The 18596-nt window shown below is 56.6% G+C and carries 15 protein-coding genes and 1 pseudogene; 9 read left to right on the top strand and 7 right to left on the bottom strand.

Translation table 11 applies throughout. The features are described from left to right. Positions 1 to 30: 30 nt before the first annotated feature. Entirely contained in the window at positions 31 to 786 is a 756-nt protein-coding gene (locus tag CFN46_RS09455) for an HAD family phosphatase (RefSeq protein ID WP_024952342.1), read from the top strand. Between the two features lie 565 nt (positions 787 to 1351). Then, positions 1352 to 2983, top strand: a complete 1632-nt coding sequence (locus CFN46_RS09450; protein WP_088743349.1) for a BCCT family transporter — start codon at positions 1352 to 1354, stop codon at positions 2981 to 2983. 169 nt (positions 2984 to 3152) lie between these two features. On the opposite strand, the gene CFN46_RS09445 is transcribed toward CFN46_RS09450, so the two are convergent. Next, the gene (locus tag CFN46_RS09445; RefSeq protein WP_088743348.1) at positions 3153 to 4169 is read right to left on the bottom strand and encodes an LLM class flavin-dependent oxidoreductase; all 1017 of its coding nucleotides are present in this window, start codon (positions 4167 to 4169) and stop codon (positions 3153 to 3155) included. Between the two features lie 226 nt (positions 4170 to 4395). On the opposite strand from CFN46_RS09445, the gene CFN46_RS09440 reads away from it, so the two are divergent. Next, entirely contained in the window at positions 4396 to 5169 is a 774-nt protein-coding gene (locus CFN46_RS09440) for an extensin family protein (RefSeq protein WP_088743347.1), read from the top strand. A 42-nt stretch (positions 5170 to 5211) separates the two neighbouring features. Here the strand turns inward: CFN46_RS09440 and CFN46_RS09435 are convergent, their stop codons facing one another. Further along, positions 5212 to 5634: a hypothetical protein gene (locus CFN46_RS09435; protein ID WP_088743346.1), complete on the bottom strand. Its 423-nt coding sequence runs from the start codon at positions 5632 to 5634 to the stop codon at positions 5212 to 5214. 298 nt (positions 5635 to 5932) lie between these two features. On the opposite strand from CFN46_RS09435, the gene CFN46_RS09430 reads away from it, so the two are divergent. The 3 genes from CFN46_RS09430 to CFN46_RS09420 all read left to right on the top strand — a co-directional run bounded on the left by CFN46_RS09430 (position 5933) and on the right by CFN46_RS09420 (position 8687). Beyond that, on the top strand, positions 5933 to 6586 hold the full coding sequence (locus CFN46_RS09430; protein ID WP_088743345.1) for an SCO family protein: 654 nt from the start codon (positions 5933 to 5935) through the stop codon (positions 6584 to 6586). After that, the gene (locus CFN46_RS09425) at positions 6583 to 7059 is read left to right on the top strand and encodes a DUF2946 family protein (RefSeq protein WP_024952336.1); all 477 of its coding nucleotides are present in this window, start codon (positions 6583 to 6585) and stop codon (positions 7057 to 7059) included. Before CFN46_RS09430 ends, CFN46_RS09425 begins: the two co-directional genes overlap by 4 nt. Before the next feature lie 110 nt (positions 7060 to 7169). After that, complete coding sequence (locus tag CFN46_RS09420; RefSeq protein WP_088743503.1) at positions 7170 to 8687, top strand: PepSY domain-containing protein; 1518 nt, start codon at positions 7170 to 7172, stop codon at positions 8685 to 8687. Positions 8688 to 8917: 230 nt separating this feature from the next. Here the strand turns inward: CFN46_RS09420 and aguA are convergent, their stop codons facing one another. The 3 genes from aguA to CFN46_RS09405 form a co-directional block, all read right to left on the bottom strand. Beyond that, on the bottom strand, positions 8918 to 10063 hold the full coding sequence (aguA, locus tag CFN46_RS09415) for an agmatine deiminase (protein WP_088743344.1): 1146 nt from the start codon (positions 10061 to 10063) through the stop codon (positions 8918 to 8920). A 1-nt stretch (position 10064) separates the two neighbouring features. Further along, a complete protein-coding gene (locus tag CFN46_RS09410; RefSeq protein WP_024952333.1) occupies positions 10065 to 11411 on the bottom strand; it encodes a Na+/H+ antiporter NhaC family protein in 1347 nt (448 codons plus the stop codon). Between the two features lie 151 nt (positions 11412 to 11562). Continuing rightward, on the bottom strand, positions 11563 to 12993 hold the full coding sequence (locus CFN46_RS09405; protein ID WP_024952332.1) for an aminotransferase: 1431 nt from the start codon (positions 12991 to 12993) through the stop codon (positions 11563 to 11565). A 316-nt stretch (positions 12994 to 13309) separates the two neighbouring features. Between CFN46_RS09405 and CFN46_RS09400 the strand changes: the two genes are divergently transcribed. From CFN46_RS09400 to CFN46_RS09390, 3 genes are all read left to right on the top strand, one after another. Next, entirely contained in the window at positions 13310 to 14566 is a 1257-nt protein-coding gene (locus CFN46_RS09400; protein WP_088743343.1) for a M20 family metallo-hydrolase, read from the top strand. A 63-nt stretch (positions 14567 to 14629) separates the two neighbouring features. Next, positions 14630 to 16144: an aldehyde dehydrogenase gene (locus CFN46_RS09395; RefSeq protein WP_088743342.1), complete on the top strand. Its 1515-nt coding sequence runs from the start codon at positions 14630 to 14632 to the stop codon at positions 16142 to 16144. 273 nt (positions 16145 to 16417) lie between these two features. Beyond that, the gene (locus CFN46_RS09390) at positions 16418 to 17200 is read left to right on the top strand and encodes a response regulator transcription factor (protein ID WP_254918447.1); all 783 of its coding nucleotides are present in this window, start codon (positions 16418 to 16420) and stop codon (positions 17198 to 17200) included. An 87-nt stretch (positions 17201 to 17287) separates the two neighbouring features. Here CFN46_RS09390 and CFN46_RS09385 read toward each other — a convergent pair whose 3' ends face one another. Together CFN46_RS09385 and CFN46_RS17735 are read right to left on the bottom strand one after the other, a co-directional pair. Further along, positions 17288 to 17872, bottom strand: a complete 585-nt coding sequence (locus CFN46_RS09385) for an NAD(P)H-dependent oxidoreductase (RefSeq protein ID WP_024952328.1) — start codon at positions 17870 to 17872, stop codon at positions 17288 to 17290. Between the two features lie 227 nt (positions 17873 to 18099). After that, a pseudogene (locus CFN46_RS17735) lies at positions 18100 to 18315 on the bottom strand (transposase); the annotation flags it as partial. Positions 18316 to 18596: the final 281 nt, after the last annotated feature.

Here is an 18596-nt window from a genome sequence, read left to right as displayed (position 1 = left end):
TGCCCATTCTCCCTCTTCTCTGGAGCCCGCATGAAGCAACTGATATTTGATTGTGATGGTGTACTCGTCGATAGCGAAATTATTGCCGATAGCGTACTCAAGGAGCAGCTTCCGATCTGGCTGCCGGATCTCGGAAATGATGAACAGATTGAGCATGAGCTGGACCGCTGCCTCGGCATGATGACGCGCGATATCCTGGTGGATATGGAAGGGCGTAGTCAGCACAAGCTTCCAGTCGATGCATTGGAACAAGTGAGACACGAGGTTGATCGACGCCTGGCAGCCTCGCTCAAGGCGCTACCGGGAGTTCGTGAGGCATTGGAGTGGATTCGTGATCAGCGTCTGCCGCTGGCGATTGTCTCCAACAGCTCGGCTTCGCGGATGAAGATCAATCTCGAAAGTTCAGGGCTGCGCGACTTGCTGGACGAAGTTGCTGTCGCGGCAGGTATGCAGAAAGGCGAGCTGCCGATCTTTACGTCAGACGACGTCATCAACCCCAAGCCGGCCCCTGATCTTTATCTTCTTGCCCTGAAGAGTCTGAACCGCTCCGCTGAGGAGTGCCTGGTCGTCGAAGACAGTCGCACCGGTATGCAAGCGGCAGTGGCTGCAGGACTGAAAGTGGTGGGCCATCTCGGTGCTAGCCACATTCCCGACGGGCATGCTCAGGTGCTGCGTGATACCGGTGCCTGGCAGGTCATGAATCACTGGGATGCGTTTGCTGATCTGTGTCGTGAAGCAGGGTATATGGCTGTCGGCACGAAGCAGGCTCAATCAATGAACGTGTGAGCTGATGATTCATCATCTCGGGTATGGAACGAGATGGGGAAAAGACAATGCCCCCTGCAGTGAGTCTGCAGGGGGCATTTTTGATACATGAAAACCAACCATCAAAGCCATTCGTCAAAGGCTACCGCCATGCGCTATAGGAGTGCGCAATGCTCAGCAAAAACAGATTCGCGTTTCCCGCGCGAGTCGTGCTTGTTGATTGAGAAAACTCGAGGTGCTGCCAGCCCCTACACTCACGATTGGTCGACTTATATCAGTGTCTCCTGATAACGTGGTATAAGAATTATCTTATTTTGTACATAAAGTGTATAGCAAATTAAGGCGTTGGTATTAGGCACTTCGTCGTGAGCTGCATGCGCTGGCCGCCATATCTTCTCGAGGCGCTCTGCGATCGGCTGTTCACGCCCTTGTTCAGCTCGATGCCTTGAAGTTTATCGATGCCAGCTGCATGTTTAGGGGACAGTGCGGGTATTGGACGGCCGGAGTGGTATGGCCAATACGTTCAGTATCTGCCCGGTGCGCGATTCACTTCGCCGCTGTCACATCTCACAGGGAGTAGAGACGCATGACATCCGGAGGAAAACGCGTTTTCAGCGCGTCAGTCATTATCATTCTGACGCTAGTCGCGCTAGGTGCAGGTTTCCCGGTACGCTTTGGGGAGCTTGCGGGAGAGGCGCTCGGCGCTGTCACCAGCATGTTTGGCTGGTTTTATCTGATATCTGTCTTTGGCTTCATCATCTTTTTGGTCAGCCTTGCGCTGAGCAAGTACGGCAAGATTCGTCTTGGCCCGCAGGAAAGTCGGCCCTCCTATAGCTTCTTTTCCTGGGTCAGCATGTTGCTGGCGGCCGGATTTGGGGTCGGGCTGGTCTTCTACGGCATGGCTGAGCCCATGCAGCATTACCTCAAACCGCCCTTCGGCGACATGCCGGGTGAGACACCTGAAGCTGCGCGTTACGCTATCCAGTACGCTTTCTTCAACTGGGGCGTTCATCAATGGGCAGCCTTCTCTGTCGTGGGCCTGATCATTGGCTATTTTCAGTTCAGAAAGGGCCAGGCGGGGCTAGTCTCATCGGTACTCTCCTCAGTGACTGCCAAGCATCCTGCGGCGCGCCGCTTTGGTCCGGCGCTTGATGTCTTCGCGGTCGTCGCTACCGTGATGGGGGTCGCGACATCACTGGGGCTGGGTGTGCTGCAGATGAATGGCGGCTTGCACTTCGTCTTTGGTGTCGAAGAAAACTGGCAGTGGCAGTTCATTATCATGGGCGTCATGTTCTGCGCATACATGGCCTCTACCTGGTCGGGGCTCGACAAGGGCATCAAGCGGTTGTCGAACCTGAACATGATCATCTGCATCGGGCTGATGCTATATGTATTGTTTACAGGCCCGACACTGGAAATTCTCAAGACCATTACCATGGGGATTGGGGATTACCTGCAGAACTTCATCGGGATGAGCCTGCGCATGTCGCCCTATGACGGTAATGACTGGAATAGCTCATGGACCGTTTTCTACTGGGCATGGGTCATTGCGTGGTCACCGTTCGTCGGCACCTTCGTGGCGCGCGTTTCGCGAGGCCGGACCATCAAGGAGTATGTGGTGGGCGTGTTGATCGTGCCGCCGCTGCTGGCTTGCTTGTGGATTGGTGTCTTTGGCGGTGCAGCACTCAACATGGAGCTGACCGGCGATATTGGCCTTGCAGCCGCAACTGATGCCAACATTACTTCGGCACTGTTCGAGATGTTTGATCTGATGCCATTCAGTGGTGTGCTATCGGTGGTCGCGATCTGCTTGATCTTCATCTTCCTGGTGACCTCGGCCGATTCTGCTTCTTATATCGTGGCGCAGATGACGGATGGTGGTTCCATCAATCCGCCACTCTACAAGCGTATCGTGTGGGGGGTGTTGATTGCAGCGATCTGTCTGACGCTGATCTCGACAGGTGGCCTCAAGGGGCTGCAGTCGGCTTCAGTGCTGTCGGCCTTACCGTTTACCTTCATCATCTACGGCATGATCGTGGTGCTGGTGAAAGAATTGCGCGCTGACCGCCGTCAGATGCTCAGCCAGCTGTATCGTCGTCACGGCGAAACGCCGGTGGGCGCCGATGTCTTTGAGGCTGATACTCTGGCTGATGAAGAACGCATGCGCCGTGCACCAGAGGTCAAGAATCGTCGCGTGAATCCGCGTGACCATCATTGATGTGAAGCATTAAAGGTCATCACTAGCCTTCATCACTGATGACCCTCGACAGCCTCTGTCGAGTAGTAGAAGAGTGAATGAGAAACGCCGCCTACATCTGATGTAGGCGGCGTTTTTATCGCGCTGACGGTCATGGGCAGCGGGGAATCATCCTGATGACAGGTAACATTCAGCTTTTCCAGACGTTTGCCAGGATCTCGTAGCTCTTGAGGCGGTCAGCCTGATCATAGAAGTCGGAGTTGAACATCAACTCATCCGCCTGCGTGACCTCAAGCAGGTGCTCAAGCTCGCGCTGTATGCGCTCTGGCCCACCAATGATCGCTGCGCCCAGATTCTGACCGACCATGGCTTCTTCACGTGCTGACCAGTCAAGCGTCTCGCGCGGGGGCAGGGCACGGGTACTCTTGCCGCGGATCAGATTCAGAAACTTCTGCTGCTGCGTGGATGCCAGGAAGTGTGCGCGCTCATCGCTTTCGGCGGCAATCAGCGGCAGCCCAAGCATGACATAGGGCGCATCAAGCACAGCTGAAGGGCGGAAGTTGTCACGATAGAGCTTGATCGCTTCCAGCATGTAGCCCGGTGCAAACTGACCGGCAAAGGCGAAGGGGAGACCTTTTTCAGCTGCCAGACGGGCACTGAAGTCACTTGAGCCCAGTAGCCACAACGGCACGTGGGTATCCTGCCCAGGCATGGCCTTGACACGTTGGCCGGGCGCCGGTGTGCCCAGATATTGCTCGAGCTCTGCCAGACGCTGCGGGAAGTCATGTACGCCAGCCGAAGGGTCGCGTCGCATGGCTTGCATGGTAATGCCATCCGAGCCCGGCGCACGGCCAAGCCCCAGATCGATACGATCAGGATATAGCGTGGCCAGGGTGCCGAATTGTTCAGCCACCACCAGCGGGGGGTGATTGGGCAGCATTATGCCACCAGAGCCGATACGTAGACGTGATGTCTTGCCTGCGACGTGGCCAATCAATACTGAAGTGGCCGCACTCGCGATACCGTCGATGTTGTGGTGCTCGGCTAGCCACATGCGGTGATAGCCAAGCGACTCGACGTGCTGTGCAAGGCTAACCGTGTTGGCGAAGGTTTCCGCTACGGTGCCGGTATCGCGGATAGGGGCGAGATCGAGCACCGAGATCGGAATCTGGCCCAGACGCGAGGATGTTGAGAGAGAATCGGTCATTGGAACTCCTGACTATAGCGGGCCGCCAGAGAGTACGTTGGAGGAGGGTGCACGATATGTCGCTGCCAGGCACCTCTTACACGTAGGGCGGAATGCGCCCAGCATAGTGGAAATGCCGCGCTTGCCGACAGCGCTTGCGGTTTCACTTCACTGTTGCTGATATGGCATGAGTATTGGTGGATTAACGCGAGAGGCGAACGTGCCTGATCAAGCACAAGGAGAGTTCATGCTGAAGCGCAAAGGACTGCATGAAAGAGGCAAATCACGCATCATTACACTGCTCTGCCTGATTGCTATCGGCAGCGGGGTTGCCGTGCAGCGTGACATCATCTCGTTGACGGGATTGGTGCCTGCATACCAACTTCCGTGGACACCTCTTGTCCTTGATCAGCCTCTGGGAGTCGTCGCGCGCTGGAAGCTCTCGCGTCTTTCTCGCCAGCCTGAGGCCTGTCGTGACTTTTTATTGCGCGAAGCATCGTCGCGAGTCACGGCACTGCCGGATCGCACTGCCACCAATGGCTGTCAGCTGGTCAATCACTGGCGAGTGGCAGCTGTTGCCGATGACAATGGCGGTAATGAAATAGCCCCAGTGCGCTTCAATAACGCCTTCATAGCCAGCTGCCCGCTGGCGGTCAGCTGGCTATTCTTCGAACGACATGGATTGCAGCCCACTGCACAGACATTCCTGGGTCAACGTGTCACGCAGGTTGATCATCTTGGCAGTTATGCCTGTCGCAATATCTACGGCCGTGAAAATGCCCGACGTAGTGAACATGCCACGGCGGATGCACTGGACGTTGCGGGTTTTCGCTTGGCAGAGGGGCGTCAGATAAATCTTCTGGCTGACTGGGCTAATGAAGACGATGCGGAAGGGCGCTTCCTGAGGGCGATACAGCAGGCCGCCTGCCAAAGCTTTGGCACTGTCCTGGGGCCTGACTACAACGCGGCGCATCGTGATCACTTTCACCTCGGTACGCGCGGATGGCGAGTTTGTCGTTGATCATCCATCGCTGATAGGAGCTGATCTTCTGAACGAGCCTCTTCACGGTGTCAGGCGTACGCCTCTATTGATCATTGGCGCGCAGCGCTCCGGATTGATGCTGACCACGCGCAGGCGATGCCCGTCAGGGAGTACGCAGTCCAGCACCTGCCAGGCACAGCCGGGTGAGCTGCTGCCATGGCTTTCCATCAAGTGGCCGCCGTATGCCTGGAGAGTCTGACTGACGTGAGCGAAATCATCGCGATCGATCTCCAGTGTCAGCTTGCGACTGTCGGGGTGCTCAGCGCTGTCTTGCAGCATCAATACACTGGTGTAGTGATCGCGTGTGTGGCTCAGCTCGAATGTCGCGCTGGAGGAACTTCGCAGCAGTAGAGGTAGGGCCAACGCCTCGCTGAAGAAGCGGCAAGACGCTTCGAGATTACGGACTTCGAGAATGGCGGGGTGCAAGGATAGGCGCTGGATCATGACGAAGCCTCATGGCGTACGGGAGGAGATGCCCATAGTGTCGTTGCCGGACTGCGACTGCGCACTTTGAATCTGTCGATGGCAACGATGGCCTGACGCTATCCCATTCGATGGCCAGGCATGAGTAGTGAAGAAGATGTGGCAACTTGTCGCATTAGCAGATTCCGCCATCTGAATCGCTAGCATTCACTTCCTTGAGGGTGGAAATGCCGTGTGATCAGCCGTCAGGTCCTCTGTACCCTCTGGAGTGCGTCGCGCGCTGTCGCTACGCTGTACCGATATTCTCACCGGGGGTTCCATGTCGCTGCGCAAGCTGGCTCTTATGGGATTCAGTGCCTTTGCCCTGGTGCTGGTCATATTGGTGGTGGGGCTCAATGCCTCACATCAGCCGCGTGAGGCCTGGCCGACGACCTTGGTACTTTCTTCGACGCGTGGGCCACTGGCTCCGGATACTCTGGCGAATGGCGCCGTGGGGCATCTCAACCTGTTGGTTCCGGGGTTCACGCATTGCCCGGATATCTGTCCGTTGTCGCTGGCACGTCTGCAAATGGTGTGGCAAACGCTTGATGGCAGTAAGCGTGAGCGCATTCATCCGCTGTTTCTGACGCTGGACCCGGCACGCGATACGCTCCCCGTGTTGACGCGGTATCTCTCTGCTTTCAGCCTGCCTGTCACGGGTGTTCGATTGCCCGATGAGGGTGACTCGCGTCTGGCCGAGTTCACTCAGCGTCTTGGCATCCAGTATCACGTTCGCCCTCAGAGCTCTCAGCACATGCAGGGGCATCGTGACGCCTATATGGTCGACCACAGCGTGGCGATATTCGTGCTGGATGATCAGGGACGCTTGCGCGATACCTTGCCTTTGAGCCAGACGCCCGCTCAGCTGGCGGATCGCTTGGCGCTACTGCTCAAGGATGTGTCCTCGGCCCCTCTGGCTGAGGGGGCGTCATGATGTTCAGCACTTCTCGCCAGCATGCTTCTCGTCGCCTGCACCCCAGCTATCATCGTGCGCTTGCCGGCCTGACGGCGACCAACGGCCATGTCGTCTTCGTGATGCTGTTGGCACTGGCAGCCATGCTGCTAATGCCGCTGGCTGCGCCACGCGTGGTGATGGTCAATGATCACGCTGTTTTTGAAAGTGCTGGAACAGGTCGCTGGGTCAGCGTCGATAGCGACTGGATCACTCGCGCGGCACGTGAGAGTGGTTCACAGTCACGGATTACTCACAGCTCAGCTGCCTCGGATTGTCCGCTGGCCAGCATTGCAGCGTTCACCCTGGCATTGGTCGCTGTCGCACTGCTACTGGCGCTTGCCATTCTCGGGCGAGACGCCGCTCCGCGCCCATGCCCGGTTTCCCGACTGGGTTTCAGTGCATATCTGCGTCCACCCGGGCGTGCTCCTCCCTCCCTATCAGCCATGTTCTGAACTCTCAGGAGCTGCATTGCGACGGCTCTGAAAATGTTCGGTGACCTCGCGTTGATCGATGGACCATGGATCCATCGCGCGTGGGGGCGCCTGTTGATGGGTATGTGTATATGAGTACAGCGACAAAGAGTGAAACCGCTAGCCGCGCTGGGCGGGGAATTAGTGATATCTATCGAGCCGTCTGGCGCTGGCATTTCTATGCCGGCCTGCTGGTGCTGCCATTTCTGGTACTGCTTTCCGTGACGGGAGGGCTGTATCTTTTCCGCGATGGAATCGATCAGTTCGTTCACTCCGACCTGATGAAGGTCAATACGCCAGTCGTACAGCAAGCATCAGGTGAGGCACCGGTCAGCCTGCCGCTCAGTGAGCAGGTGACTCAGGCGCTGTCCAGTCTGCCGGGCAAGGCAGTGCGTGTCGTACCTTCTCCGGCAGACGACCTGACCACGGAAGTGGACATCGTGCCTGCCGATGGCAGTGGCAAGCAGGCGGTCTACGTCAACCCGTATACCGGTGACGTGCAGGGACAGATGGCCTATCGCGACACCATCATGTGGATGGTGCGTCGCCTGCATAGTCTGGCGATCACTGGGCCGATCGGGAATGCTGCGGTGGAAATTGCCGGTGGCTGGAGCATTCTGCTGGTGCTCAGTGGTCTCTATCTGTGGTGGCCGCGTGGTCAGAAAGGAGGCATCGTCACGCTGCGTACCACACCGGCACGTCGTTTATGGTGGCGTGATCTTCATGCCGTGTCGGGCATCGTCGCAGGGGGCTTTATCGTATTTCTCGCGGTGACAGGTATGCCGTGGTCGATGGTGTGGGGCGCCAAGGTCAACGAGTTGGCCAATGGTCACAACTATGGCTATCCCGATGGCGTGCGTGTGAATACGCCAATGTCGGATATGCGTCTGGTCGATCAGGAGCTGACGACCTGGTCGCTCGAGCAAGCCGTTATCCCGTTATCTTCATTGCCAGCAGCCTCTGCTCCCACGGCCGCTGATGAGGGTGAGCATGCGGGACATGGTGGCTCGGCAGCGAAAGAGGCTCCTGTGGCAGCGACTTCTTCACTGAGTGCCGCCGCGATTGCACAGGCGGATATCGGGCTCGACAAGGCGCAAAGCATCTTTGCAAGAGAAGGGCTGGCGGCAGGTTACGCCATCAACCTGCCGGGTACTCCGCAGGGCGTCTACACCGGCTCTGTCTATCCGGATGAACTGGAGCGGCAGCAGGTCGTGCACATGGACCGTTACTCCGGTGATGTCCTGCTCGACATGCACTACGCCGATTATGGCCCGGTAGGGCAAGCGCTTGAGTGGGGCATCAATGTCCATATGGGGCAACAGTACGGTTTGATCAATCAGCTGATACTGGTGGTCGCCTGTGCCGCCATGGTGCTGATGAGTGTCGGTGCTGGCGCGATGTGGTGGAAGCGCCGGCCGGCAGGTGGGATTGGCATCCCGCCGCTTCCCAAGGAGCGCAGACGGGTCGCCGGTGTCTGGGGCTTGATGATGATCGTCGGTGTCATCTACCCACTGGTCGGACTCTCGCTGATCGTGATGGGGGCGCTTGATTGGATCTGGATTCGTGCGAGCAGCAAGCGCGAGGACAATCTCAAGGAGGCCAGTGCATGAGACGTCGCCAGCTGGAGCTTTTGATCCTGCCAGCTTGAGTGCCGTGTCATGCTAGCGAGTCCTGGCATGTCAGCCCGCCTTGCCACATAAGCGTCAAGCCGCATGAGCCTCTTGTCCCGTGGTATGACATCGACACCTGTGTGTGCATAAAAAGCCCGCTACCGGTTGCCAAACAATGGCCGGTAGCGGGCTTTCGTGTTTCAGGTGGCTTGTTGGTCAAGCAGTGGCCGTCAAACGATAGTCGTCAGGCGTTTGGGCTGCTGTTGAGTAATGCAGTGGATGTTACCGCCACCCAGCAGAATCTCGCGTGCATTGACGCCAAGAATGGTGCGAGTCGGGAAGATGGCTTGCAGCTTCTCACGGGCGGTGTCATCCAGTGCCGGATCAAGCAATGGCATCACGATGGCATTGTTGGCGATGTAGAAATTCACGTAAGACCCCGCCATGCGATCGCCGGGACGTCTCGGGTGAGAGCTACCAAGGCGATCCAGTCCATTGGCCTCATCTTCCTGGATATGCAGCGGGCCTGGCTGTGGCAGCAGATGAACCTTGAAGGCGCGTCCCTTGGCATCGGTGGCAGATTCGAGAACCTCAAGTGCAGCCTTGGAAATCGCGTGCTGCGGATCTTGAGGGTCGTCACTCCAATTGAGGGCGACTTCCGCTGGCCCGACGAAGCAGCACAGGTTGTCCACGTGCCCGTCGGTCTCATCCAGATGGCAGCCATTGGGTAGCCAGATGATGGTTGTGACACCGAGATGATCCTTGAGGATCTGTTCGATTTGCTCGCGGCTGAGGTCAGGGTTGCGGTTGGCGTTGAGTAGACACTCCTCTGTCGTGATCAGGGTGCCTTCGCCATCGACATGAATGGCACCCCCTTCCAGCATGATCGAGGCGTCAAAGCGCGGGATATCCAGCATCTGCGAGATCTTGGTGCGAATTCTGCGGTCCTTGTCCCACGGGAAATACAATCCGCCATTCAGACCGCCCCAGGCATTGAATTCCCAATCAATCATGGCAATGCGGCCATCGAGATGCGTCAGGAAGGTCGGCCCCACATCGCGCATCCAGGCATCATTGCTGGATATCTCGACCACGCGTACATGGTCGGGCAGTTCATTGCGCGCATTCTCGTACTGTTCGTCATTGACGCCGACGATTACCGTTTCACTGGTCGCAATGGCCGTTGCCACGTCCACGAATGCCTGTTGAGCGGGCTTGGCACCATAGCGCCAGGTATCCGGGCGCTGAGGCCACAGCATCCAGCAGGCATCATGCGGCGCGTACTCGGCAGGCATGAAAAAGCCCTTGGCGGCCGGTGATTCAGGGCTGAAAACGTCTGACGAATGGGAGGGCGAGGGACTGGACATGATTTTCATCTCACAGGTAGCCGGCGGCAAGGAAGATAAGGGCGGAAATCGAGGCCGCGATCAGCACATAGGGTAGTTGGGTCAAGGCATGAGACATGGGCGAACAGCCGCTTCCCTGTGCCGAGAGTACCGTAGAGTCACCATAGAAACAGGCGTGACTACCGAAGGCACTTGCCGAAATCAGCGCCCCGACGACCAGCGGCATGTTGGCGTCCATGCTCATGGCGAGCGGCAATACGATAGGCATGGCAACTGCGAACAGCCCCCAGAAGGATGCCGTGGCAAATGCGAGAAATGCCATGGTCAGGAAGATGATCATCGGTAGCAGATGCGGTGTCATGATCGGTTGCACATGAGTGATGACGAAGGTGGTTAGCCCCAGGGTGTCATTGACTTCCTTGAGGAAGAAACCGGCCACCAACGTCCCCAGTGGCAGCAGCATCGATTTGAAGCCTTCCAGTGCCGTATCGAACGTTTCGTTGAAGCTGATCAGGCGCTGAGAAAAGATCATCACGATCAGGATCAACAGTGCCACGATTACGCCACGCAGGATGTCGGTATCAAAGTACCAGGTGAAGAAGACCAGCGAGCACATCGGAATCAGGAAGTTGAGCAGATGCGGGGGTGTTCTGCCGCCATCTTCGACTTCCAATGTGGTATCGGTGGAGTCATCCGGGATGGTCTGGCCTCCGGCAGCGCGGAGTTCTGCAGCTTTCATGGGGCCGATGTTGGGAATCCAGCCCATGGCGACCATCGGCACAATGGCAGCGGCGACCCAGGCATAAAACATGTAAGGAATCGCATCAATGTACATCGAAAGGCCGGCGCCCTTGATGCCGTTCTCTTCCAGTAGGCCTGAGAAGAATACGGCCCAGGTCGAGAAGGGCACCAGTACGCAGACGGGAGCGGCAGTCGAGTCGACGATGTAGGCCAGTTTTTCCCGCGAGATGTTGAATTTATCGGTGATCTTTTTCATCGAAGCACTGATGGTCAGGGCATTCAGGTAATCATCGACGAAAATCACCAGTCCCAATAACCAGGTCGCGAGCAGGCTTTGATTCTTGGTGCGAATGCGGTTGCCGAGGGCGGCGCCAAAGCTGAGTACACCCCCTGTTTTCACCAGCAGGGCGATGAAACTGCCAAACAGTCCGCACACGAGGATGATCCAGGTGACCGTATCATTTGCCAGGACTGTCAGCATGGTATCTGCGCCATCGGAGATGGCATTGTAGGGGTCAATCATCAGTAACCCGACGATGGCCCCTGTCATGAGAGATTCAATCGTTCTGCGCGTGATAAGCGCCATGATGAGCACGATACCGGTAGGTACCAGACTCAGATATCCAAAATTATCCATGTCATACCTTTTATCATTATAGTTTTTAACATCGATGTGAGGCGGACATTACCGCTGACAGAAGGGGCTACAGATCGCCAGCGGTAATTATTGCGGGGAACAAAGATGTCTGTGATGTCTGCTCGTCACTTCAGTCCATGTCGCGAACGGGTTACATGAAGCCGTCTTTCTTGAGTGACTCGGTGACCGCAGAGAAAGAGGCATCGAGGATGGCCACGACGTTGTCGATGATAGCTTCGTCCCAGATAAGGGGAGGAGAGATAATGTTGAGGTGCCCGACAGGGCGAATGATCAGGCCTCTTTGCTGGGCTTCTTCCGCGACGCGATCACCTACGCGTGCTTCCAGCGGCAAGAGTTCACCTGTTTCCTTGTTCGCCACATTTTCCAAGCACATCATGAAGTTACTGCCGCGAACATCGCCAACGGTAGCGTGATGCTTGAGGGTTTTCAACTGAGTCTCGAGATAGGGGCCGACGCGCTGGATGTTCTCGCATAGCGCCTCTCTTTCCATGATCTCGATATTCTTGAGCGCTGCAGCGCAGCTGACGGGATGCCCTGAATAGGTGAAACCGGTGCTCAGTACGCCACCCTTGCCTTGGGGAGTTCCCAATACTTCATAGAGGGAATCCGAGATGAGTGCGGCCCCCAATGGGACGTAACCGGAGGAAAGACCCTTCGCGCAGGTGATGATGTCGGGTGTCAGGCCGAAGACCTTTTCACTGCTGAAGAAGTGGCCGAGACGTCCGAAGGCCGTTACGACCTCATCAACGATCAGCAGGATGTCATTCTGGCGACAGAGCGCCTGCATACGGGTGTGATAGCCCTCGGGTGCCACGAGGACACCACCGGCACCCATGATGGGTTCCATGATGAAGGCGGCAATATTGTCAGCCCCCAATTCAGTGATTCTTGTTTCGAACTCGCCGACAAGGTGATCGCAATAGGCGGCTTCACTCATGCCTGCAGGGCGACGATAGCAGTTCGCTTCGCTCAAGTAGCTCACATGGGAATCCAGTGTATCGAACATCCAGTTGTTGCTTTCGATACCCGTAAGTGTGGCGGCCATGTAGGTGGTGCCATGGTAGGCATTCTTGCGCGAGATGATCTTCTTCTTTTCTGGCTTTCCAATACGGTTGAAGTAGTAATGAACCAGGCGAACGGCGACATCATTGGCTGTTGAGCCACCACAGGTATAGAAGATGTGATTGAGGTGCGCTGGTGCCAGACTGGCAAGCTTTGCGGACAGTTCTGCCGCTGGAATATTGGTCAGGTTATTGAAGGTTGAGAAATACGCCATGCGCGTGGCTTGTTCGGCCATGGCATCCCCGATTTCCTTGCGACCATGCCCCACATTCACGCACCACAGTCCTGCAATTCCATCGATGAAACGATTGCCCTTGATATCAGAAACGTAGATGCCGTCACTGTCACTGATGATGTCGCAGCCTTGTTGATGGAAGGTTGAGAAGTCGGTGAAAGGATGGATGAAGTGATTCTTGTCCTTTTCCCAGACCGCGTGTGCCTGTGAGTCGGTATTGCTGTCATCTACGTTGGAGGCGTGTTTCAGAGATTGGGTATTCATCGGCTTTTACTCTTGTTGTTGGTCATGTTTGAAGTGTCTGGCAACCATGCTGTTAGTCCGTCAGCACGTCCGTGATTCTTCACTTGCTCCAGCCTATCCAGTTCAACTGGTGGCCCGGTATATCCCAATGGGGGTATTTCGCTGTCGATGCATGAATTTCTAAGGTGTCTGCATGCCAGCCAGGCAATTCCAACCATGGAATGCTGGCCCGGTCAGAGCGAACGTTGGCCATGACGGGGCGAAAACTCGGTAATGACGACGCGGCCATGGCGATACGGTCATAGCGATATGGTCACAACAACAAGAGGGCGAAAGAATGCAGGCAGTCACGCAAGGTACCCAGCAGCTCAGGATCGATCAGCAGCGTCTCTGGGAGAGCCTGATGGCTATGGCCGAGATAGGCGCTACGTCAAAAGGTGGTTCCTGCCGTCTGGCGTTCAGCGAGGAAGATACTCAGGGCCGACGCTTGCTGATGGAGTGGTGTGAACAACTCGGCTGCGAAACGCGCGTTGATGATGTCGGCAACATCTTCATCCGTCGTCAAGGGCGGGAACCGGCGCTTGATCCGGTGTCGACGGGAAGTCACCTGGATACTCAGCCCAAGGGCGGCCGTTTCGATGGCATTCTCGGCGTGCTGGCGGGATTGGAGGTCTTCAGGACACTGGATACAGAGGGCATCGTCACGCGTCGCCCACTGGAATTGATCGTCTGGGGCAATGAAGAAGGCAGTCGATTCTCTCCGGCGATGGTCGCCTCCGGTACCTATGCTGGTGTCTTTGAGCCGGCTTATACACTGGCGCGCGAAGACAACGATGGCATCACCTATGGTGAAGCGTTGGCACAGACAGGGTTATGTACCAAAGGCTTCAAGACAGGCCCGATGCTGGATAGCTACTTCGAGCTTCATATCGAGCAAGGGCCTGTGTTGGAGCAGGAGGAAAAGTCGCTGGGCATCGTCACTGGTGTACAGGGAATTCGCTGGTTTGACGTCACGCTATCTGGCGTAGCCGCGCATGCAGGCCCCACTCCGATGCGCTATCGCCGTGATGCCATGATGGCGGCTGCACGCCTGATGGATCAGATTCACCAGCATGTGCAATCAGACCCGACGGGCAATGCCCGCGTGACGGTTGGCACCCTGAACATTCCCTCGGCCTCACGCAATGTCATCCCGGGGGAGGTCAGCATGACGGTGGACCTTCGTCACGTGGAGGAGGCCAAGCTCGAGGCGCTGGAAGTCATGTTCACGTCGATGCTGGAGCAGGTGTCCGAGGACTATGGCGTCAGTGTGACCCAGGAGCGGATCTGGAAGTCGGAAGTGGTCGACTTTGACGAGGCATGCATCGAGATCGTCAGGCAGGCCGTTGCCCGTCAGAAGGCCCCCTCACGAGAGATGATGAGCGGTGCCGGGCATGATGCTGTCTATGTCTCCCGTGTGGCCCCCACGACGATGATCTTCGTGCCGTGTCTCGACGGCATAAGCCACAACGAAGCGGAATATGCCTCGCCTGAAGACTGTGCGCTCGGCTGTCAGGTACTGCTGGAATCCATGTTGGCGCGGGCGGATCGCTGATTCATCGCCTCCGCCATCCCGTTCTCACGCACTCTCGTCCCAGTCATGCTTTGGAGTCCTGTCATGTCCGTCGTACCGTCCATCACACCGTCCATCACCCATGCCCAGTGGCAGCAACGTGCCAGCCAGCTGTCCTTTGAAACGCGCGCCTATCTCAATGGCGAGTTCGTCCCTGCCGCCAGTGGCGAGACCTTTGCCTCGTTCAATCCCGCCACAGGCAACACGCTGGCCAATATCGTCTGTTGCGGCGCTGTCGAGGCCGAGACCGCCGTGGCACATGCCAGAGCCGCCTTCGAGAGTGGCGACTGGTCGCGGTTGGCACCCGCGGCACGCAAGCGTACTTTGCTGGCGCTGGCGGATCTGATCGCCGAACATCAGCAGGAGCTGGCACTGCTCGACACGCTCGACATGGGCAAGCCCATCGGCAGCGCGTTGGGGGATGTGGCGTCTGCCATCGAGTGCCTGCGCTATACCGCCGAGTCTCTCGACAAGCTCTACGGTCAGGTCGCGCCGACAGGAGACGACGCGCTTGGCTTGATCGTGCGTGAGCCGCTTGGCGTGGTGGTGTCGATCGTGCCGTGGAACTTCCCGCTGATGATGACGATCTGGAAGATCGCCCCAGCGCTGGCCACTGGCAACAGTGTCATTCTCAAGCCTTCCGAGAAATCTTCACTCTCGGCGCTGCGACTCGCGCAGCTGGTGGCAGAGACGGCAATCCCCAAGGGAGTCTTCCAGGTACTGCCGGGCTTCGGCGCGGATGTCGGCAAGGCTCTGGCACTCTCGATGCAGGTCGATGCCATTGCCTTCACAGGTTCGACCCAGGTTGGCAAGTTGCTGACGCAATATGCGGGTCAATCGAACCTGAAGCGTACGTTCCTGGAATGCGGCGGCAAGAATCCTAACATCGTCTTCGAAGACTGCGCCGATCTCCCGTCGGTGGCGCATCAGGCAGCGGCCGCCATTTTCCATAATCAAGGCGAGGTGTGTATCGCTGGCTCACGCCTGCTGGTACATAACCGTATTCGCGAGCCTTTCGTGCGAGCGCTGTGCGAGGCTGCCAAGAGCATGCAGCCGGGCGATCCACTGGATCCGCAAAGCTTCATGGGCGCGATTGTCGATCAGGAACAGTATGACAAGATTGCCGGTTATATTGAGCTTGGCGCGCAGCAGGGCGCACATCGGGAAACGATAGAAGCTCAATCCAGTGACCTTCCCGATGGCCTGTTCATTCCTCCTACCGTCTTCAATGATGTGACGCCTGACATGGCGATTGCCACTGAGGAAATCTTCGGCCCGGTGTTGGCAGTGATGGGCTTTGATGATGAGGAAGAAGCAATCGCGCTCGCCAACGATTCAGACTACGGGCTGGCGGCAGGACTCTGGAGTCAGGACGTCAATCGTGTCATCCGGGTCGCGCGCCGACTTCAATCAGGACAGGTCTACATCAACAACTGGGCGGGTCCGGATATGACGATGCCCTTTGGCGGTGTGAAGCAATCCGGCAATGGACGCGATAAATCACTGCAGACGCTTGGGGAGTACACCGAGACGAAGTCCATCTGGTTAGCGATCCACTGATCTCGCCAAGCCGTGTTATGGCGGAATGAAGGGAGAGTCACGCCGAGAGAGTCAATGAAGAGCGGAAAAGTACGGGGCAGGTATGTGTCTGCCCCGTTTTCATCCTCCTCATGCCAAGTAACATGAGCAGCTTGCCAGTCGTGATGGTACCGATCCCCTTTCATTGGCTATGCTAGGATGTCGGAAAAACGTTACTAGGGTCGGCTCATGATTCACAAAGAGTTGTTATGCTCTCCAGGAATATCGGGCTGGCATTGCGTTCTTGCGAAGCTGATGACATCGGCTCCCACAGCTGATTTTCCCCGACTATTACAGGATGTCTTCCACGATATTCTGCACTTTGACACGATACTGGTCAGCACCTACAAGCAAGGGTGTGCGCCAATCCTGATCTACGATAACTATCCCTCGGAGCGCCGCCAGCAAGGTGTCGAGCGTTATATTGGCGATGCTTATATTCTGGATCCTTTCTACACATCAACCCAGCAAGAGTGTCGGCCCGGCGTCTATCGGTTGAATGAACTGGCACCGGATTGCTTCGAAGAAAGTGAGTACTACAAGCATTATTATGGAGCGCTGGGACTCAAGGATGAGATTGGTATCTTCGTGATCTTGCCCGAGAATATCGTGATGGTATTTTCACTGGGATTGCATGAGATCTCGTTGCCACTGACACGAAAATCATTGCTGGCACTCAAGAATCTGCAACCCATCATCGAACCGCTCGCCCGCGAATACTGGAAGTGGCAGGGGGCGAGTTTCGTGGACCGCCTTGAGCAACACGAACCCGTGGAGGCGGCTTTTGACAGCTTCGGCGATGGGCTGCTGACTCAGCGCGAGCAGGATATCGTCAAGCTACTGCTGGCGGGTCACTCGACCAAATCTGCTGCGAGTGAATTATCGATCAGCGATGGAACCGTGAAGGTCCATCGCAAACATATCTACCAGCGTCTGGCTGTTTCCAGTCAGGCACAGATGTTTCGTCTGTTTCTGGATCATGTCTCCTTGGTATCACGCCAGAACGGTGCATTAGGTCAGTCATCTCAAGAGCAATAGTCAGAGCAGACGTTGGACCACGCAAAAGGCTGCCGATTGGCAGCCTTTTGCGTGTGATGTCACGAGGGTCACTCAGGAATGCTCAGCTTATGCGTGACCCACATGCTCACGTAGATGATCACGATATGTCTGGGTATAGGCGGCAAGATCCGGATTCTTGATCACGTCGTTGGCCAGGTAAGTCGGCAGGGCCGTCAAGCCGAGGAACTCCATCGCCTTGTGCACCGGGAAGTAGACGCCATCGATGCCCTTGCCCTCGAAGAAGTTGTCTGTTTCATCAAAGGCTTCAATCGGCGCGTTCCAGGTCAGTGACAGCATGTATTGGCGGCCCTGCATCAAGCCGCCAGTGCCGTAGCCCTGGGTCGGTGCGGTACGGTGGCGGCCATCGCTGGCATATAGCGAGCCATGCCCCTCAGTCAGGATGTCATCGAGATATTTCTTCACCGTCCACGGCAGCCCCATCCACCAGCCAGGCGTTTGATAGATGATGAGATCAGCCCACAGTTGCTTCTCGACTTCCTCCTTGGCCTCGAAGCCTTGTTCGATGACGGTTTCCTTGACGGTGTGTCCCAGCTCCGCCAACTCACCGCGCGCCAGTTCATGCAGCGTCGCGTTCAGCTCGCCATTGGAATGGGCGTAGGCTTTACCGCCGTTGATCAGCAGGATGTTCATGTCGCGTGCTCCGAAAGCAGGGGTTATCTATCAATGGAGCGCAGCATGTAGGCTATCGACGAAAGGATAAAGCGGAACGGGTGTAAAACACCTTTGCTGTGGGTGCAACAATCTACTCAGGTGGTGCGTGTCATTACGGAATTGATGGCATTCATCATTGAATAATAGTGATCATAAAGTTTATGGGTGACGGTTGTTTCTTATTGCAATGCTTTTAATACCTGGATTCAAACAACAAGTGCAGCACCTGCGGTACCCAAGGCTCCTGAATACTCTCCCAAGAATATTTGGGCCGGTGTCGGATAGCCGAGGCGTTTTCGGGGGAGGTCATTTAGTTTCTCGACCACTTTACGTAGTTCTACATTGCTGACCTGCCGGAAGTCCGTTCCCTTGGGAAAGTACTGCCGTATTAAGTCATTGGTGTTTGTGTTGGTGCCTCGCTGGCCCGAGCAGTAGGGGCGTGGCAGTGCACAGGGCTCAGGTGCCGGGTGAGGGCGAGCCAGCGATGCGCGGGATGGCTGAGCGGCAGATGCGATCTTGGATGGGGTCTCCTACCGACACTGTATATAGATGCAGTATTGGTGCTTAGGCGCTCGCAGGCGACAGCTGGTCCACACGAGCGCTACACATTAATGAGACGCAGACCTTGAACGATGCACTTGTGTCCAATGGTGAACGGCGATAAAAACTGCTATTGGAAGTTGCTGAGCGATACCCCATGAAG

The sequence above is a fragment of the Cobetia sp. QF-1 genome, from assembly GCF_002213105.1.
Classification (GTDB): Bacteria; Pseudomonadota; Gammaproteobacteria; order Pseudomonadales; family Halomonadaceae; genus Cobetia; species Cobetia crustatorum.
Note: the sequence above shows the minus strand (reverse complement) of the source record. Positions and strands in the feature narration are given on the sequence as shown.

Excerpts from the sequence above, each read along its gene's own strand:
- CFN46_RS09455 (WP_024952342.1), top strand. The coding sequence starts at position 31 with ATGAAGCAACTGATATTTGATTGTGATGGTGTACTCGTCGATAGCGAA.
- CFN46_RS09450 (WP_088743349.1), top strand. The coding sequence starts at position 1,352 with ATGACATCCGGAGGAAAACGCGTTTTCAGCGCGTCAGTCATTATCATT.
- CFN46_RS09445 (WP_088743348.1), bottom strand. The coding sequence starts at position 4,169 with ATGACCGATTCTCTCTCAACATCCTCGCGTCTGGGCCAGATTCCGATC.
- CFN46_RS09440 (WP_088743347.1), top strand. The coding sequence starts at position 4,396 with ATGCTGAAGCGCAAAGGACTGCATGAAAGAGGCAAATCACGCATCATT.
- CFN46_RS09435 (WP_088743346.1), bottom strand. The coding sequence starts at position 5,634 with ATGATCCAGCGCCTATCCTTGCACCCCGCCATTCTCGAAGTCCGTAAT.
- CFN46_RS09430 (WP_088743345.1), top strand. The coding sequence starts at position 5,933 with ATGTCGCTGCGCAAGCTGGCTCTTATGGGATTCAGTGCCTTTGCCCTG.
- CFN46_RS09425 (WP_024952336.1), top strand. The coding sequence starts at position 6,583 with ATGATGTTCAGCACTTCTCGCCAGCATGCTTCTCGTCGCCTGCACCCC.
- CFN46_RS09420 (WP_088743503.1), top strand. The coding sequence starts at position 7,170 with ATGAGTACAGCGACAAAGAGTGAAACCGCTAGCCGCGCTGGGCGGGGA.
- aguA (WP_088743344.1), bottom strand. The coding sequence starts at position 10,063 with ATGAAAATCATGTCCAGTCCCTCGCCCTCCCATTCGTCAGACGTTTTC.
- CFN46_RS09410 (WP_024952333.1), bottom strand. The coding sequence starts at position 11,411 with ATGGATAATTTTGGATATCTGAGTCTGGTACCTACCGGTATCGTGCTC.
- CFN46_RS09405 (WP_024952332.1), bottom strand. The coding sequence starts at position 12,993 with ATGAATACCCAATCTCTGAAACACGCCTCCAACGTAGATGACAGCAAT.
- CFN46_RS09400 (WP_088743343.1), top strand. The coding sequence starts at position 13,310 with ATGCAGGCAGTCACGCAAGGTACCCAGCAGCTCAGGATCGATCAGCAG.
- CFN46_RS09395 (WP_088743342.1), top strand. The coding sequence starts at position 14,630 with ATGTCCGTCGTACCGTCCATCACACCGTCCATCACCCATGCCCAGTGG.
- CFN46_RS09390 (WP_254918447.1), top strand. The coding sequence starts at position 16,418 with ATGACATCGGCTCCCACAGCTGATTTTCCCCGACTATTACAGGATGTC.
- CFN46_RS09385 (WP_024952328.1), bottom strand. The coding sequence starts at position 17,872 with ATGAACATCCTGCTGATCAACGGCGGTAAAGCCTACGCCCATTCCAAT.